The sequence below is a fragment of the Paenibacillus sp. FSL K6-1217 genome, assembly GCF_045040735.1.
Lineage (GTDB): Bacteria > Bacillota > Bacilli > Paenibacillales > Paenibacillaceae > Paenibacillus_AQ.
On record NZ_CP150271.1, the window covers coordinates 6,304,826 to 6,319,929 of the forward strand.

The 15,104-nt window shown below is 55.5% G+C and carries 16 protein-coding genes and 2 other annotated features (1 of these 18 cut by a window edge); of the genes, 11 read left to right on the plus strand and 5 right to left on the minus strand.

From position 1 onward, the window contains the following. Window positions 1-15: 15 nt before the first annotated feature. Both MHH28_RS27735 and MHH28_RS27740 read right to left on the minus strand, forming a co-directional pair. Window positions 16-465 carry a polymer-forming cytoskeletal protein gene (locus MHH28_RS27735; RefSeq protein WP_405107681.1) on the minus strand — a complete coding sequence of 150 codons (450 nt, stop codon included), beginning with the start codon at window positions 463-465 and terminating at the stop codon, window positions 16-18. Between the two features lie 28 nt (window positions 466-493). Continuing rightward, a complete protein-coding gene (locus MHH28_RS27740; protein ID WP_405107684.1) occupies window positions 494-1,771 on the minus strand; it encodes a M23 family metallopeptidase in 1,278 nt (425 codons plus the stop codon). A 276-nt stretch (window positions 1,772-2,047) separates the two neighbouring features. Here MHH28_RS27740 and cls point away from each other — a divergent pair, with 276 nt between their 5' ends. Both cls and MHH28_RS27750 read left to right on the plus strand, forming a co-directional pair. Then, a complete protein-coding gene (gene cls / locus MHH28_RS27745) occupies window positions 2,048-3,478 on the plus strand; it encodes a cardiolipin synthase (RefSeq protein ID WP_405107687.1) in 1,431 nt (476 codons plus the stop codon). A gap of 167 nt (window positions 3,479-3,645) precedes the next feature. Then, the gene (locus MHH28_RS27750; RefSeq protein WP_036693693.1) at window positions 3,646-4,554 is read left to right on the plus strand and encodes a YitT family protein; all 909 of its coding nucleotides are present in this window, start codon (window positions 3,646-3,648) and stop codon (window positions 4,552-4,554) included. A gap of 175 nt (window positions 4,555-4,729) precedes the next feature. Here MHH28_RS27750 and ligD read toward each other — a convergent pair whose 3' ends face one another. Continuing rightward, the gene (gene ligD / locus MHH28_RS27755) at window positions 4,730-5,626 is read right to left on the minus strand and encodes a non-homologous end-joining DNA ligase (RefSeq protein WP_405107690.1); all 897 of its coding nucleotides are present in this window, start codon (window positions 5,624-5,626) and stop codon (window positions 4,730-4,732) included. Window positions 5,627-5,814: 188 nt separating this feature from the next. Here ligD and MHH28_RS27760 point away from each other — a divergent pair, with 188 nt between their 5' ends. The 3 genes from MHH28_RS27760 (at window position 5,815) to MHH28_RS27770 (ending at window position 8,540) form a co-directional block, all read left to right on the plus strand. Then, on the plus strand, window positions 5,815-6,390 hold the full coding sequence (locus tag MHH28_RS27760) for an RNA polymerase sigma factor (protein WP_405117272.1): 576 nt from the start codon (window positions 5,815-5,817) through the stop codon (window positions 6,388-6,390). Beyond that, window positions 6,354-7,550 carry a hypothetical protein gene (locus tag MHH28_RS27765; protein WP_405107693.1) on the plus strand — a complete coding sequence of 399 codons (1,197 nt, stop codon included), beginning with the start codon at window positions 6,354-6,356 and terminating at the stop codon, window positions 7,548-7,550. Before MHH28_RS27760 ends, MHH28_RS27765 begins: the two co-directional genes overlap by 37 nt. Window positions 7,551-7,712: 162 nt before the next feature. Next, window positions 7,713-8,540 (plus strand): hypothetical protein, encoded by an 828-nt coding sequence (locus tag MHH28_RS27770; protein WP_405107695.1) that lies wholly within the window; start codon window positions 7,713-7,715, stop codon window positions 8,538-8,540. A gap of 366 nt (window positions 8,541-8,906) precedes the next feature. Here MHH28_RS27770 and MHH28_RS27775 read toward each other — a convergent pair whose 3' ends face one another. Continuing rightward, window positions 8,907-9,905 (minus strand): DNA ligase, encoded by a 999-nt coding sequence (locus MHH28_RS27775; RefSeq protein WP_405107698.1) that lies wholly within the window; start codon window positions 9,903-9,905, stop codon window positions 8,907-8,909. Then, window positions 9,898-10,878: a Ku protein gene (locus MHH28_RS27780; RefSeq protein ID WP_405107701.1), complete on the minus strand. Its 981-nt coding sequence runs from the start codon at window positions 10,876-10,878 to the stop codon at window positions 9,898-9,900. Before MHH28_RS27780 ends, MHH28_RS27775 begins: the two co-directional genes overlap by 8 nt. A gap of 141 nt (window positions 10,879-11,019) precedes the next feature. Here MHH28_RS27780 and MHH28_RS27785 point away from each other — a divergent pair, with 141 nt between their 5' ends. From MHH28_RS27785 to tsaD, 6 genes are all read left to right on the plus strand, one after another. Next, the gene (locus MHH28_RS27785; RefSeq protein ID WP_405107704.1) at window positions 11,020-11,202 is read left to right on the plus strand and encodes a hypothetical protein; all 183 of its coding nucleotides are present in this window, start codon (window positions 11,020-11,022) and stop codon (window positions 11,200-11,202) included. A gap of 14 nt (window positions 11,203-11,216) precedes the next feature. Continuing rightward, window positions 11,217-11,402, plus strand: coding sequence for an H-type small acid-soluble spore protein (locus MHH28_RS27790; RefSeq protein ID WP_209993287.1), 186 nt, complete (start codon window positions 11,217-11,219; stop codon window positions 11,400-11,402). 255 nt (window positions 11,403-11,657) lie between these two features. After that, a complete protein-coding gene (gene tsaE / locus MHH28_RS27795) occupies window positions 11,658-12,149 on the plus strand; it encodes a tRNA (adenosine(37)-N6)-threonylcarbamoyltransferase complex ATPase subunit type 1 TsaE (protein WP_405107707.1) in 492 nt (163 codons plus the stop codon). Next, complete coding sequence (gene tsaB, locus MHH28_RS27800) at window positions 12,146-12,988, plus strand: tRNA (adenosine(37)-N6)-threonylcarbamoyltransferase complex dimerization subunit type 1 TsaB (RefSeq protein ID WP_405107710.1); 843 nt, start codon at window positions 12,146-12,148, stop codon at window positions 12,986-12,988. Before tsaE ends, tsaB begins: the two co-directional genes overlap by 4 nt. After that, window positions 12,985-13,509: a ribosomal protein S18-alanine N-acetyltransferase gene (gene rimI / locus MHH28_RS27805; protein WP_405107713.1), complete on the plus strand. Its 525-nt coding sequence runs from the start codon at window positions 12,985-12,987 to the stop codon at window positions 13,507-13,509. Before tsaB ends, rimI begins: the two co-directional genes overlap by 4 nt. Then, window positions 13,506-14,555: a tRNA (adenosine(37)-N6)-threonylcarbamoyltransferase complex transferase subunit TsaD gene (gene tsaD, locus MHH28_RS27810; protein WP_405107716.1), complete on the plus strand. Its 1,050-nt coding sequence runs from the start codon at window positions 13,506-13,508 to the stop codon at window positions 14,553-14,555. Before rimI ends, tsaD begins: the two co-directional genes overlap by 4 nt. A 54-nt stretch (window positions 14,556-14,609) precedes the next feature. Next, window positions 14,610-14,954, plus strand: a binding site (T-box leader). 47 nt (window positions 14,955-15,001) lie between these two features. Next, window positions 15,002-15,104, plus strand: a binding site (T-box leader); it runs 189 nt beyond the window's last position.

A 15,104-nucleotide genomic window follows, 5' to 3' on the forward strand; every position in this document is an offset into this window, starting at 1 on the left:
CCGAGAGCTTCCGGCTCATGCGCCCTCCAGCTTGCTCTGTTTGCCCTCTCTGCGTTTGCCTGCTGTCTTCTTGGCAGTGACCGTATGCAGCCCGCCCGCTGTCTCAGGGGCGGGCTGTTCGGTCATGGCTACAGCCCCGTTCAGCAGGCTGCCTTCCGTAATGGTCAGGGAAGCGGCGGCTATATTGCCGTGCAGCTGTCCCGTTCCGGTGAGAATCAGCTTCCGCTGGGCGGTTACGTCGCCATAGACCTTGCCGGCGATAATGATCTCCTGCGCCTCAATGCTGGAATGGACGGTGCCTTGCTCACCAACCGTCACGGTCCCCTCGCACAGAATCTCCCCGCTGAAGTTCCCTTCAATCCGCAGGTTCGTATCGCAATGCACTTTCCCTTCGAGTGTGCCGCCATGTCCGATCAGCGAGTCGGTTGACCTCAGTGAAGCACCCGGTTGACGTCTGTTCCACATTCCAGCATTCCTCCTCATATTCTTAATATTATGATGGCTTAACATAGTTGAGCGGATTCACCGGCGTGTTCTGCTTCACGACCTGGAAATGAAGATGGGGGCCTGTGCTGCGCCCGGTGCTGCCCAGCATACCGATCTGATCTCCTTTGCTGACCCGTTCGCCTGGGGAGACCGTCATCTGGTTCAAATGCATGTACCAGGTCTCCAGTCCGTTGTCATGCTTGATCACGATATATTTGCCCCGGGCTCCCATGTGTTCAGCGGAGGTAACCACACCGCCCAGTGCCGCGTATACCGCATCTCCGATATTTCCCGCAATATCAATCCCCGAATGATAAGCAGAGGTTCCCTTGAAAGGATCGGAGCGGTACCCGAAGCTGGAGGTGATGACCTTCGAGCCGGTTGGCCAGATCACCGCCCGGGCCAGCCGCTCTTGCTTCTCCTGCGCTTGCTTCGCTTGAACATCCGCTCTCGTCTTGTGCGCCTTCTCGGCCTGTGAAATCGTGCTGGAGATACTGCTGATCATCTCATCCAGTATGCCCTGGATCTCTTCGAAGTCGTCTCTGGTCTCCTCAACCAGCCTCTGCGGATCATTCTCATAGACGGCGACATACTCACCTCCGACCTGCGGATTGACAGTCCGGTGCAGTGCCTCGGTTGCAGCCCTGATCCGGAAGTTGACGACAGGCGATACGGCGGCAGTGACAGCTTCCGGCTGCTCCCGGATGAACGGGCCGGCGCTTAACCGGCTGACTTTGCCATAGGTTCCGGCGGCTGCGGCGCCGGTATCCGGCAAGTCTGCCACTGCGGTCTGGCTGCCCTGTGCGGAAGCTGCGGAAGTTGCTGTACCCGCGCTGTAAGTCTTGGCACCAGCATTATCAGGGCTGATACGCGCACTAGAATCAGCATCGCTGCCTGCGGAAGAAGAGGGGGTCTCCTTGTTGATCAGCGACTGCAGCTGCTCCTCCAGCTCCGTGACACTCTTCAGCTTGTCTTTGATGTTCTCCGCTTCCTCCGAGAGCTCGCTGACCTGGCCGCGTAGCTGCTGTAGTGCCTGATCCTTATCGGCAACCTTCAGCTCCATGCGGATATTGGTCAGCGATAGGGCGGCGGCTTCAGCCTCCAGCTCTGCGATTGACCGGGAGGCATGGATATGCATGGAGGTGACCAGACTGGAGAGGGACAGGGCGGCTGCAGCAGGCAATGCCAGAGCGAATGGCTTGGACATTTCGAGCTGCTTCACAGGCCGACCGGCCTCGCGCATAACGAGCAGCTTAATCTTTTGATGACGTGGCTGACTCTTCATAACGTCTCCTTACTGCGGCCATAGCAGCCGCTTGGTATGAACTGACTGATAGTATCTCTAAGTGGAATGGGCTTATCCGATGGGTCCTACTACTCTATGTATTCCATCACTAAGGTGAACATGACAACGGTTTACTTGAATAAAGAAGGAGACTTAAGGCAAAACCTGTAGTAGGCACAGGCGTCTGCCGCCGCAGAGACCTCATGAAAGTTATCAGTTACAGTCAGTGACAGCCAGAATAATAATAGTTCAATCCGTTAAACCAGGAGGCCGGGAATGAGGATATTTGCCGTTATTTTATGTCTTTTTATTGTGCAGCTTGCCATTATTATCGGCTTCGAATTCAGACGCCCGCAGCGGGCGGTTGCCTGGATATGCATCACGTTCTGCTGCCCTCCGCTGGGCCTGCTGTTCTACTATTTCCTGGGGCGCGATTACTGGCAGAGCCGCAAGCTCGGTAACAGATGCGTCTCCCTGCTGCGGGAGATCCGTATTCATGTAGCGGGCAAAATTCATTTGGTCAAAGAGGCGGAGGATACCGGGAATCCCGGATTTGCACACCGCTCTGAGCTGCTGCACCTGTTCTCGGGACTCGCGGACAGCCAGATTACAAGTCATAACCGGTGTGAGGTGCTCTCCAGCGCACAGGAAGCGTATAAGTCCATGCTGGAGGCGATGGAGCGCGCGCAGGAGCATATTCACATGGAATTTTATATTCTGCGGGATGACGGAATCGGGCGGCAGTTCCAGGAGCTGATGATCCGCAAGGTACGCCAAGGGGTGCGGGTGCGCCTGCTGTGTGATGGCCTGGGCAGCCATAAGCTGAGCCGGGGCTTTGTGAATACGCTGAAGAGTGCGGGGGTACAGGTTCACTTTTTTTTGCCGCCGCTGACTGCGCTGGCGGACCGCCGGTTCAACTACCGCAATCACCGGAAGATCCTTGTGGTGGACGGACTGACCGGGTTCACCGGAGGCATGAACATCGGCGATGATTACCTCGGCAAAAATCCGAAAATGGGCCACTGGCGGGATACGCATCTGCAGCTGGAAGGGGATGCTGTCTATCATCTGCAGCATGTGTTTCTCAAGGACTGGCGGCTGGCAGACGGTGATATTCTCAGCCATCCGCGCTTCTTTCCGGATCATGACTGCAGCGGAAGGGATGCCGTGCAGATTGTCGCCAGCGGCCCGGATGCGGCCATAGATGCCACCCAGGAGATGTATTTCGCTTCCATCTGCGCCGCCAGGCAGCGGATCTGGATGACCTCGCCGTATTTCATCCCCGACCCCGCGATTTGCAGAGCGCTGAAGAATGCGGTCCTTAGCGGGGTGGATGTAAGGATCATCATCCCGGCGAAGCCGGATAATAAGCTGGTCTATTATGCCACGCTGTCGTATCTGGAGAATCTGCAGGACGCCGGTGTGAAATTTTACCGTTATACCCAGGGGTTCATGCATGCCAAGGTCATGATTATCGACAGCCTGCTGGCTACGGTCGGCAGTGCCAATCTGGACATGCGCAGCTTTTATTCCAACTTTGAGCTGACGGCGGTGTTGCTCCGGCCGGAGATTATTACTGAGCTGGCTGAGGACTTCAGCAGAGACCTGGAGCAGAGTGAATTCATCGATCCGAAAAAGTTCCGGGAGCGCGGCCGTAATGTCAAACGGATAGAAAGTCTGTGTCAGCTCTTATCGCCGCTATTATGACAGAAAAGATGGCGGAAGCATCGATTATCGAAGGTTATATCAATTTACATGCGTTATTTGACCTTCCTTTATGATATAATGGAGATATAAGAAGAACAGGGGAGAAGGCACAACTGTACGTTCGCTTTCGTATGCTTCTTAGATACACTAATTATAGGGGGAGTTCTATGACTGTAAGCCAACATATCTTTACGAGTGAAGAACAGAAGAAGCCGCAGAAGTCCGGAGTTTTTAAGACGGCAAGATTGGCCCAGCGGATTGTGATGATTGTCATCGGAGCGGCCATGATGTCTGTTGCGCTTGAGATTTTTCTTGTTCCCAATAAGTTGATTGATGGCGGAATCACCGGTATTTCCATTATGTTGTCCCATATTTTCAATATACCGCTCGGTATTCTATTGACCCTGCTTAACCTGCCGTTCCTGGTTATCGGGTATAAGCAGATTGGTAAGACGTTTGCCTTATCTACGCTATTCGCTGTCATTGTAATGTCCATTGGTACCCAGTTGCTCCATCCTGTTCATCCTATTACAGTTGAGCCGCTGCTGGCAGCAGTATTCGGAGGGGTTATTCTCGGAGTTGGGGTTGGACTCGTTGTCCGTTATGGCGGATCGCTTGACGGTACGGAGATTGTAGCCATTCTTGTATCCAAGAGGCTTCCGTTCTCTGTAGGGGAAGTCGTTATGTTCTTCAACCTGTTTATTCTGTCCGGCGCAGGCTTTGTGTTCGGCTGGAATAATGCGATGTTCTCCCTGATTGCGTATTACATTGCTTTCAAACTGATCGATATTACACTTGAAGGCTTGGACCAGTCCAAGTCGGTATGGATTATCAGCGATAAATTCCGTGATATCGGCGAAGCTCTGACGGAGCGTCTGGGGCGCGGAGTGACTTATCTTGATGGTGAAGGCGGATTCTCCGGCGATAACAAGAAAGTGATCTTTGTAGTCATCACCCGCTTGGAAGAAGCGAAGCTTAAGTCGATTGTTGAGGATTGGGATTCCGACGCGTTCATCGCCATCGGCAATATCCATGATGTTAAGGGCGGCCGCTTCAAGAAAAAAGCAATTCATTAGCATTAGCGTCAACGGCTCAGCCGGAACGCTTTCGAAGGAAGGTATATTTACGAACGACAGATTAATCCATACGGTGGTCTTGACTTGCTGCGCCGTATTCCCATATATAATACCTTTCGTCCTGATTGAGGAGGAAGTCAGATAAGCCCGCAGCCTGAGAATGGCATTTGCGGGCTTATTGCTGTCCTGGGGGCAGCTTGGCAATAATTGCTTCGACTGGCTGAGGAGGAACCTTGGCAATCAGATCTCCTAACCGGCCGAGACGCTCCTCCATATTCAGCAGATTGAAATCTGTAGGCTTGACGTCCTGCTGAACCTCCTCCCACAGGAGGGGAGCGGAGACGGTAGCCAGCGGCCGGGCGCGCGGGGTGTAAGGGGCAGCGAGCGTTTTGCCGCCGTAATGCTGGAGATAATCGAAGTATATTTTATCCCCGCGATGTTTCTTCAGGCGCTCCAGGGTGAACAGATCGGGCCGCTTCTCGGTGACATAGCGGCCTACGAAATGACCGATCCGGCGCAGGTTATCGAAGGTTATACCGGGCGTAACCGGAACAATGATCTGTACCCCGGTGGCTCCCGAGGTTTTGGGAACCGAATCCAGCCCGAGCGATCTCAGCACCTCTCCCACCGCAGCGGTGGCTTCCATAATCCGCGGCTCGACTTCAAGCGAAGGGTCCAGGTCGATCATCCATTCGCAGGGCAGCGGACTGCCGGCATAATGGAGAGAGGGGTGGAATTCAAGCGCAGCCAGATTGCCCAGCCAGAGCAGCTCCGGCAGGCCCTGCAGAACAATATAGGTGATATTGTCCTGCACCGCCGTACGGACGAATTCCGGCAGCGGCTCCGGGGCGTTCTTCTGATAGAAGGACATTCCTGGGACGCCGTGGGGATAGCGGATCACCGTGAGCAGCCGGTCCTTGCAATAGCGCAGCAGGTAGGGGGAGAGGGCAGCCAGCTTTTGCAGATAGATCTGCTTGGTGATGCCCATCTCGGGCCAGAGCGGTTTATCGGGATTGGTGATGCTGATTTGCTGTCCATCTACGGTGATTGTGCCTTTAATGGCCGCTGGCATGGAGCTCCCCTCCTCAAGATCGTCTATTTCTGCCTAGTATTTGCCGTACTGCCGGTTTTCAGTCGGGATTCCGGTCCGGGATAAGGGCAGTTCACATATTTTTTTGCGCAAAATGTCCCTTTTGGCCCGGACAGGTGCTTATAAGGGTGTTAGCTAGAAGAGAGGAGCGTTTTACGATTTTGGATGAAATGGAACACCTCGTTGTCCGGGTTCAAAACGGCGAAGTGGAGCAGTACGGGCGGATCGTTGAAGATTTTCAGCAGCCGATGTATCGTTATTGCAGCCGTCTGCTAGGCAGCGGGACAGAGGCGGAGGATGCCGTACAGGAGATTCTGGTCAAAGCCTATCAAAATATCGGCCAGTATCGTCCGCTGGTCAGCTTCTCTTCATGGCTGTATAAAATCGCTTATCATCATTGCCTGGGGGTCATCCGCCAGCGCCAGCGGCAGGGCAGGCTGCTAAGGCTGCTGCGGCCGCAGACCTACGCGGAAAGCCCGGAGCAGCAGATGGACCGCTTCCTGTTCGATGAACCGCTCGCTGTAGCGCTGTCGCGGCTGAAGGCGGAGGAGCGGAACCTGCTGGTGCTGCGGATTTTTGAAGAGCAGAGCTTTGCCGAAATTGCCGTGATTCTGGGAAAGAATCAGGATGCGGTCAAAAAAAGGTACCGGCGCACGATTGTTAAGCTCACTAACCTGCTGCAATCGCAAAGAGAGGGGGAGGAATCACATTGGACGAGCACTTCACTGCTGAAGAAAAAAGGATAAGACGAATGGGAGCGGGCGAGGCTCCGGGCAGCATTGATGTCAAGTCATCCGTTATGGAGCGGGTACGGGCTATCCATGCACAGCGGCTTGCGTCCGAGGGCGGCGGAAATTCACCGGGGCAAGCGATGCCAGGAACGGTTACGCAGGCGTCTGTGATGATCAGGCAGCCAATACCTTCGCTGCGTCCTGCGGCACAGCGGGGCAGAAGGCTGGCCGCCGGACTCTGTGCTGCGGCGCTGCTGGGAATGGCGGGGTTCAGCGTTCTCCGCCATGTGACGGACCAGGAAACTACGGGTAAGGCGCTGCAACCGGACTTTGCGGTCATCCGGCAGACTGAAGGGCAGCCACTGGCCCTTAAGGACAGCAGCGGCAGAATTGTGGCACAGGTGAAGAAGGCAGAACTGAAGGTCTACACGCCGCCCTACATTGGCTCTAGCTCTGCACGGGAACGTTTCTTTAAGCTAAGGGAGCAATATGAACAACAGGCGCAAGCGAATTTACAGCCGGGAGAGACAGCGGCTTATTATGTAAATGACAGTGAATTGATTGCATTGATGAACGGGCTGGGTTATGGGGAACCGCTATTTTTCACTAGCAGAACGGTTACGTATACCAGCTACGCGCAGTTGTCGGCAGCCCGGGAGCGAACGGGCAAGTGGAGCTTTGCACTGCCGCCTGAGCGAATAGGCGGGTTACAGTTTGCCGGGGGCCGCTTGTTCGCAGAAACGCCCTCTGCGTTTGAGCCGGAGTACCGGGTGGTGCTGGAGGCATTGAAGGCCAAAACGGAAGCTGCTCCGGACGGAAACCCGCTGGCTGCAACTTTATGGCCCTTGGAAAAGATCGCAAGCGCCGAGGTGATCTATCAGGATGGCAGCCAGCAGCTGAAGCTTCAGTTATTCTGGAATAACGCAACAACAACCGGTCCTTCGCAAATTCACGCATCCCCCGGCCAAACGGCTGAACTATGGACCTACGAGGGTAAGGAGCTGCTGTTTATTCCCGGGGCAGGCACTGGGGAAGAAGAGAACGGGAGATTAGTAAGCAGACTGTACTGGTATGACAACGCCTATGGCGGGCTTGCTTCGATTACAGACCCGCCGGATAAGCAGCTTACCCGCGAACAATGGGAGAGCATTGCCGCCGGTATGGTGCATCATTGAGGGAATCAGTGCGCAGATCAAAGGTGTTCCAGGAGCCGCAAAGGCAAAGGGACATCTTTTTTTGTGCGAAAATCGGATACAAAGAAGTCCCTTTTTGGAGACTGGCGGCATTACAAGAGTGTTGCAGCAACAACACATTGATCCGAAGGGAAGGAATTAATCATGATTCAGTTTAAAAAAGCAGCCGCCGCCGCAGTATGCTTGTCCATACTACTCAGCATGCAGGGGGGAACGGCCGGAGCAACAGAGACGCTGCCTGATAAATTAAAAAATAAAAGCAACGGTATTCTGTGGGAAGAAACCGAAAACCCGGACAAGCCGTCTGGGCCATCCCTAATCAATGAATTGCTGGCCAAGGCGAACGAGCCTCCCTTGAAAACAGGTGAAATACGTGTCGTGTATGTGAATGATGCCAAAATCAACACGCTGGATAGCCTGAATATCAGTTATGTGCCGTTTAGTTATATGTCTGTAAGCAAAGCCGCGCAGAAATTATCGGCGATGGGCGGCGGTGTATTTATGGCTCCAGCTTTGCTCCCGAAAGATTATGTGCTGAAGGAGGCAATCATCAGCCCTGACATTCCTTTTTCTTATGAGGAAGAATATATGCAGCTGAGGGATAAACTCAAGCAGCAATCCACAGCAGCCAGTAAAAGGGTTGTCTCCAAAATGCTCCCTTGGAGCGGTCATGTCACGACGTTGACATACACCCGTAAGGGAGATGTGCTCAGCCTGCGCGACGAGCCTGCAAGCAAACTTCCAACTGGAATTACACTGGCCTTATTGCCGGGGGACAAGGATGAGCAGGTGCGGGTTAACGGGCAAGAGATGATGTTCACCTCCTTCGGGCCGCATCACGGCAACCTCAAATCGCAATTGCAGTGGAGCAGTGCGGACGGCAGCAGAGAGTACACATTAACGGATACCCGGAATACTGTGCAGAGCAAGGCCGAGTTGCTGAAGATTGCCGGCAGCCTGACTCCGCAATAGGCAGCTAGTAGACCATCAGAATTAAACAAGTGATTTCATTCCATAAATGCGGTAAGGGATGAAGCTGCATTCGTAGCGAAAAAACAGGGATAAGTGTATTTTGTGCAACTAAAAACAGTGAAACGGGTGGACTTCCTCGTCTAATTGTAGTCTGTACAACTAAATTTGTGCGTATTGGCGAAAATCCAGATATAGAGGCATTTTAATTGCACCAAATACAGCTAAACAGAGATTCGGCGGCACATCCGGGAATTTAGTTGTACAAATTGCAATTAAGCCTCCCCTTTGCAGCCTAATCGGGGCGAGGTAAACCCTCAGCAAGCCATTAGTTAAAGTAATTCTCACACGTTTAGATCTGATGAGGTACTAGAACCCCCTCTGGCTTAAAGAACAAGCATAGGCGGGCTGATCCACCTGCGCCTGAATTACAGGCTGGCGGAAGGTGCCGGAGGGATTCCACTCCAGGAAATGCAGCTTAAATACCAGCTCCGGCTTAATCCAGACGGAGCCTGAGCTGCGCTGCGGAAGTGCGGCAAACGGCATTTGCTCCGTAACCAGTCCGGGAATCCGGGCGGTCAGTGTCCGCCAGTCCTGGACGGTCATTTTGCCCGCCCCGGCATGTCCTATATAATGCAGCCTGCCGTTATCATCATACAGGCCGAAGAGCAGCGCATTGACGATGCCGTCCCGGAAGGTCACGCCGCCAGCGACAGCGGTGACATCAGAGATGATCTTAAGCTTCTGCCAGCGCTTGTCCTTGCCGCCCGGCGCATAAGTGCTGTCCAGATCCTTGCAGACGATCCCTTCCAGACTGCCTTGCCGGGCAGCGGTGAGCAACTGGGCGGGATCCGGGTAGCTGGGCACCTGCTGCACATGGGGATGGGGCAGCAGCATCTTCTTCAGCAGCTCCTGCCGCCGGGACAGCGGTTCGTCCAGCAACCAGATGCCGTCACAGTACAACATATCAAAAACCATATACAGCACCGGAACCTGCGGCTGCACGGCCCGGATCGCAGCCTCGTTCTTCAGGCTGTCCCGCCGCATGACTTCATGGAAGGAGGGCTTGCCGCCGCTGAGCGCAATGATCTCGCCGTCCAGAATGAAGGAGCCGGCCCGGCAATAGCTCTCCGGTCCGCCCAGCTCAGGATACTGGAGCGTGCGCCGGTTGCCCCGGCGGTTAATCAGTTCGGCATGGCTCCCATCGTAATAGGAGATCATCCGCACGCCGTCCCATTTGATCTCCGCGATCCACTGGCTGCCTGTGGGAAGCATGGAGGCCAGCACGGGCTCAAACGGAATGATGGACTTGAGCTGCAGGGAGCTGTCCAGCCCGGCGGCGGGTGCAGACGCCCGGCCCCTAGGCACCGGTGCCCTTGCTCTTCGCGCTCCGGCGCTTCGGCTTCGGGGCAATCACTGGAATCGGTCCGGTAGCTTCGTCGGCAACCGGAGCGGCGGTGGCTGAATCCCCATCTCCTGCGGCAGTAGCCTTGGCTGGACGTTTCTTCGCACCGGCGGCTGTCCGCGGCTTTGCCCCGCTGCCTCCCTTGGCGGGTCCGGGATCGGAAGGAATATGCTGTACAGCCTCGATACTGGCCTGGAGGGCGGCCATCAGGTCGATGACATTGTTCTCCTGGCGGGCTGGAGCAATATGGAACTCCTCCCCGGCAATCTTGTGCGTGATCAGATCAAGCATCCGCTGGCGGTAATCATCGGTATATTTGGCAGGCTCGAACGGGGTGGAGAGCTGTGAAATGAGCAGCTTCGCCATGTCCAGCTCTTTGTCGTTCACGCTGCCCGGCTCCGGCAGGCCCGGGACCTGCGATACCGGACGGACCTCGTCCGGGTAATAGATCGTCTCAATCGCCAGGCAGTCCGCCAGGACGCGGATGGCGGCCAGACTGCTTTTGGAGCGGATGGAGATCTTGGCAATACCGATCTTCCCGGTCTGACGCATAGCCTCCATCAGCAGCCGGTAAGCATTCGCACCTGCCTGATCGGGCGAGAGATAGTAGGTCTTCTGGAAATATATCGGGTCGATCTCCGTCAAATCCACGAAATCCAGAATGGTGATACTCTTGCTGCTCTCCTCGCTTAGCTGATCCAGCTCCTCCTTGTCGAACAGGACAAACTTGCCCTTCTCATATTCGTACCCCTTGCCGATCTCCTCCCAAGTGACTTCCTTGTCGCAGACAGGACATTTACGTACATATGACAGCGGACTGCCGCATTCTTTGTGGATGTAGCGCAGCGAGATATCTTTATCCTCCGTAGCGGAGAACATCTTGACCGGAACATGCACAAGCCCGAAGCTGATGGCCCCTTTCCAAACGGTATGCATGAGAATCGCCTCCTGATGGGTTATGGTATGGCTTAGTATGGGACGGCAGGGCTTTTTCTACCCGGATGCATGTTTTGCGAGCTGTGGGAAAAAATAAGGCTGCTCAGCATGCACAGACCTATCGCGTGAAGAGGAGGCATTATGGATAAGGAGCAGCACTACCACTGGAGTGATGCCTTGACGGAGCAGGATATTCCGGCAGAGGCGGTTCATTGGGACAATATCATTGCAGACCCGGAGGATGCCGGAGTGGATGAAGACGCTGGATTGCTGGATGCGGATGCAACGATTGGGGAGCTTCCGGCGGAAGAGGACGAGGAATAGGAGGCAGGAAGAGAATGGATATAACACGTGCCAAGGATATTTACGCTTCCAAGGACAAGATCGCAGTGCATCTCGACGGAGAGCCGGTCTGGATTGAGCATGTAGATTCCGATAACGGTATGGCAACGGTTCAAGTTGGCTCCCGGCCGACAAATACGCAGACTGTTGGCGTAGAGAGGCTGGAGGAGCAGGGGAAGTAGCCGGTGAGTACAAACAAGCCGGTAGGTATCCGGGTAAAATACTCATTGGAGCAGGCGTACTCTTGGTTGGTGTCTCAACCGCGGGGTACGCCTGCTTTTTTGCGGTCTGACCGTCTGCACTCGTTATGCTCAGGCCGGGGAGCAGGAATGGCCCTTTCTGACGGACAGTGGCTGTTGCGGTACAAGTAGCATACCGATATAATTAAAAGTATTGTTAACCGTTAAGGGATCTTCAAAAAGGTGGTAGTTGCAGCTTTGGACAATAATACACAAACGGTGTTTACATACCGTTCATTTAGCCTTCAGGATACGGAGGCACTTGCCGCCGCCATTGCTGCCGCGTCATCGGCGGGGATGGTCATCGGCCTTGACGGCGATTTAGGTGCGGGCAAAACCGCGTTCTCGCAGTGTTATGCGCGCCATTTGGGCGTGAAAGGCATTGTGAACAGTCCTACTTTTACCATTATCAAAGAGTATGAAGGACGTCTGCCGCTGTATCATATGGATGTATACCGGATTTCGCTGCAGGAAGCGGACGAGCTGGGGCTGGAAGAGTATTTCTATGGCCAGGGGGTAAGTCTGGTGGAATGGAGCCGAATCATTAAGGACCTGATGCCGGCGGGGCATCTCCATATAGAGCTGAAGACCACCGGCCCGGAGGAACGGGAGATCACGGTGACCGGAATCGGAGAGCCATACGGCGAAGTGTGCCGGATGCTGATCCAGAAGTGGGGTAAAGAAACATGACGAACTCGAAGAATGAGCCGCGCAAGCGGTTTTTGGCGCTGGATACATCAACGGCAGTGCTGGGAGTGGCCGTTACCGGCGGCGGGGAGCTGCTGCATGAGATCAATGCTTCCGGGGAGCGGAACCATTCGGTTCACCTGCTGCCTATTATTGAGCAGGCGCTCCAGGCCTCTGCCACTACAGCAGACAGAATCGGCGGAATCTCAGTCGGGATCGGCCCGGGCTCCTATACCGGTACGCGGATTGCCGTGACCGCAGCCAAGACGCTGGCCTGGGCCTGGAACGTTCCGGTTACCGGCGTATCCAGCCTGCATGCACTAGCCTGGGGCGCATACCATGCGGCTTCTGCGCAGCGGGAGCAAGACTCCAGCACTTCTGCGTCAGGCACAGCAGGCACAGCAGGAACAGACTGGATCATTCCGCTAATCGATGCCCGGCGGGGACAGGCGTACACCGCTGTATTCGCTGCGGACGGGGACAAGCCTCCCCGGCGGCTGGCGCCGGATGCCATCCGGCTGATGGCCGATTGGGTGCAGGAGCTGGCGGTGTGGCTGAAGGAAGCCGCAGACGCAGGTGACGGCAGCCTTCCGGGCACACTGTGGTTCGTAGGCGAGACGGCACTGCATGGAAGTGCGGATACGCTGGCTCCGTTGATCGAAGCTGCCAATGTCCAGGCCCTGCCTTATGAGCTGGAAGGACGCTGGACCGGATTCCTGGCGGAAGCGGGCATCTATGAAGAGAGCGGAGATCTGCATACGCTGATTCCCAACTATACGCAGCTCTCGGAGGCGGAGGCCAATCTGCGCCGCAGCAGCGAAGGGAGCCTGAATACACGATGATCGAACCGGAACGTAGACCAGCTCAGGGGGCTGAGCTTGTTTTTCGCATGATGCGGCTGGAAGATGTCCCTGAGATTCTTGTGATTGAACGGGAGGCCTTCACCATGCCTTGGACGGAGGAAGCCTTCCGCAACGAGCTGAGCCACAATCATTTTGCCAAATATATGGTGATGGAGCTGGAAGGGAAATTAATCGGCTACGCCGGAATGTGGGCCATTGTCGATGAGGCTCATGTGACCAATATTGCACTGCTGGAGGCATACCGGGGTCGGAAATGGGGCGAGCGGCTGCTGGACGAGCTGATGAAGACGGCGGCGTATCTGGGCATGCAGTCGATCACGCTTGAAGTACGGGTCTCCAATGAGGTGGCCCAGAATTTATACCGCAAAAAAGGCTTCAAGCCTGCCGGTACCCGCAAGGGCTATTATTCGGACAACCGCGAGGATGCGCTCATCATGTGGGCTGATCTGCCGGAGTACGGGGAGCAAGCTGTAACGGAAGGAAGCGTGGACTTGAAATGAAGACAGACACGGGCGCAAGGGAGCCTGTATTGATTCTGGCGATCGAAACCAGCTGTGACGAGACCTCTGTAGCTGTAGTGAAGGATGGTTGTGAGGTGTTGTCCAATATTATATCCAGCCAGATTGAGACCCACCGGGCATTCGGGGGGGTGGTCCCTGAAGTGGCCTCCCGCAAGCATGTCGAGGTGATTACGCTGGTCATTGAAGAAGCCTTGAGCGTAGCAGGCGTACGTCCGCAGGAGCTGACGGCAGTGGCGGTAACCCAGGGTCCGGGGCTGGTGGGGGCGCTGCTGGTGGGCGTCGTGGCTGCCAAAAGCCTCGCGCTGGCCTGGGGCAAGCCGCTCATCGGCACCCATCATATTGCCGGTCATATCTATGCCAACCGATTGGTCAAGGAATTGAAGTATCCGGGCATGACGCTGGTGGTGTCCGGGGGCCATACCGAGCTGGTGCATATGGAGCGGGAAGGCAGCTTCCGGATCATCGGGCGCACCCGTGACGATGCGGTCGGCGAAGCATACGACAAAGTGGCGCGGGCCCTGGGCTTCCCTTATCCGGGAGGGCCGCATGTGGACAAGCTTGCACATGAAGCGGAGGAAGCCTTTGCTCTGCCGCGGGTGTGGCTGGAGCCGGGCTCGTACGACTTCAGCTTCAGCGGCCTGAAGTCTGCGGTGCTGAACGCAGTGAATCAGAGCAAGATGAAGGGGCTGGTACCGGATGTCGCGGGCATTGCGCGCGGCTTCCAGGAGTCCGTAGTTGAAGTGCTGGTCGAGAAGGCGATCCGGGCTGTACGTGAATACCACGCGGAGCAGCTGCTGCTCTGCGGAGGGGTAGCGGCGAACAAGGGGCTGCGCGAAGCCCTGATCCGGCGCTGCGGGACAGAGGGGATTGAGCTGATTATCCCTCCTCCCGTGTATTGTACGGATAATGCGGCGATGATCGGTGCCGCAGCTTATGTGAAATGGAGACATGAAGGCGGGATTCCGCTGGATATGGTAGCCGATCCCGGCTATTCGCTGGAGAAATGGTCGGTATCTGCCTATTGACTTTTGCCGAAGCCGCCGGGTATAATCAGTTCAATTCAATTACTTTATATTTGAACAAACGCAATGATCGGAAGCAGTAAGGTCACTCCGGGATAAGAGAGCTGCGGGTAGGTGCGACGCAGTCGATGGAGACCTGAACTCGTCCGGGAGCGGAGCGGTGGAAGCAGGCAGCTCGTTGTAACAGGAGCACTGACCGGTGCAGGGTTTAAGCCGGTGGCCTTTCGTACACCGTTACGGTTAACCTCCGTGAGAGGGTGGTCAAGCAGGAATTACGGGATAGGAACTTTCCCGGAGCCTTGCAGGACATAGAGTGGGTATCGCAGGACAGCCGGAGCAAGTGGCTGAACCGGATATCAACAAGAGTGGTACCGCGACAGTGAACAGCCTGTCGTCTCTTGAATGAGACGGCAGGCTTTTTTGTGCGCTGATTCAGGCACGCATATGAACTACACGCAAGGATCGGGAGCAGTAGACGGCCAAGGTGAACAGAGAGCTGCGGGGAGGTGCGACGCAGACACCAGAGGCCGGCGAATCTCGCCCGTGAGCGGA

Bases quoted from the DNA above. Each gene is read 5' to 3' on its own strand.
- tsaB (WP_405107710.1), top strand. From the start codon at position 12,146: ATGACGAACTCGAAGAATGAGCCGCGCAAGCGGTTTTTGGCGCTGGAT.
- rimI (WP_405107713.1), top strand. From the start codon at position 12,985: ATGATCGAACCGGAACGTAGACCAGCTCAGGGGGCTGAGCTTGTTTTT.
- ligD (WP_405107690.1), bottom strand. From the start codon at position 5,626: ATGCCAGCGGCCATTAAAGGCACAATCACCGTAGATGGACAGCAAATC.
- tsaD (WP_405107716.1), top strand. From the start codon at position 13,506: ATGAAGACAGACACGGGCGCAAGGGAGCCTGTATTGATTCTGGCGATC.
- MHH28_RS27780 (WP_405107701.1), bottom strand. From the start codon at position 10,878: ATGCATACCGTTTGGAAAGGGGCCATCAGCTTCGGGCTTGTGCATGTT.
- MHH28_RS27790 (WP_209993287.1), top strand. From the start codon at position 11,217: ATGGATATAACACGTGCCAAGGATATTTACGCTTCCAAGGACAAGATC.
- MHH28_RS27760 (WP_405117272.1), top strand. From the start codon at position 5,815: ATGGAACACCTCGTTGTCCGGGTTCAAAACGGCGAAGTGGAGCAGTAC.
- MHH28_RS27740 (WP_405107684.1), bottom strand. From the start codon at position 1,771: ATGAAGAGTCAGCCACGTCATCAAAAGATTAAGCTGCTCGTTATGCGC.
- MHH28_RS27785 (WP_405107704.1), top strand. From the start codon at position 11,020: ATGGATAAGGAGCAGCACTACCACTGGAGTGATGCCTTGACGGAGCAG.
- cls (WP_405107687.1), top strand. From the start codon at position 2,048: ATGAGGATATTTGCCGTTATTTTATGTCTTTTTATTGTGCAGCTTGCC.
- MHH28_RS27750 (WP_036693693.1), top strand. From the start codon at position 3,646: ATGACTGTAAGCCAACATATCTTTACGAGTGAAGAACAGAAGAAGCCG.
- MHH28_RS27735 (WP_405107681.1), bottom strand. From the start codon at position 465: ATGTGGAACAGACGTCAACCGGGTGCTTCACTGAGGTCAACCGACTCG.
- MHH28_RS27770 (WP_405107695.1), top strand. From the start codon at position 7,713: ATGATTCAGTTTAAAAAAGCAGCCGCCGCCGCAGTATGCTTGTCCATA.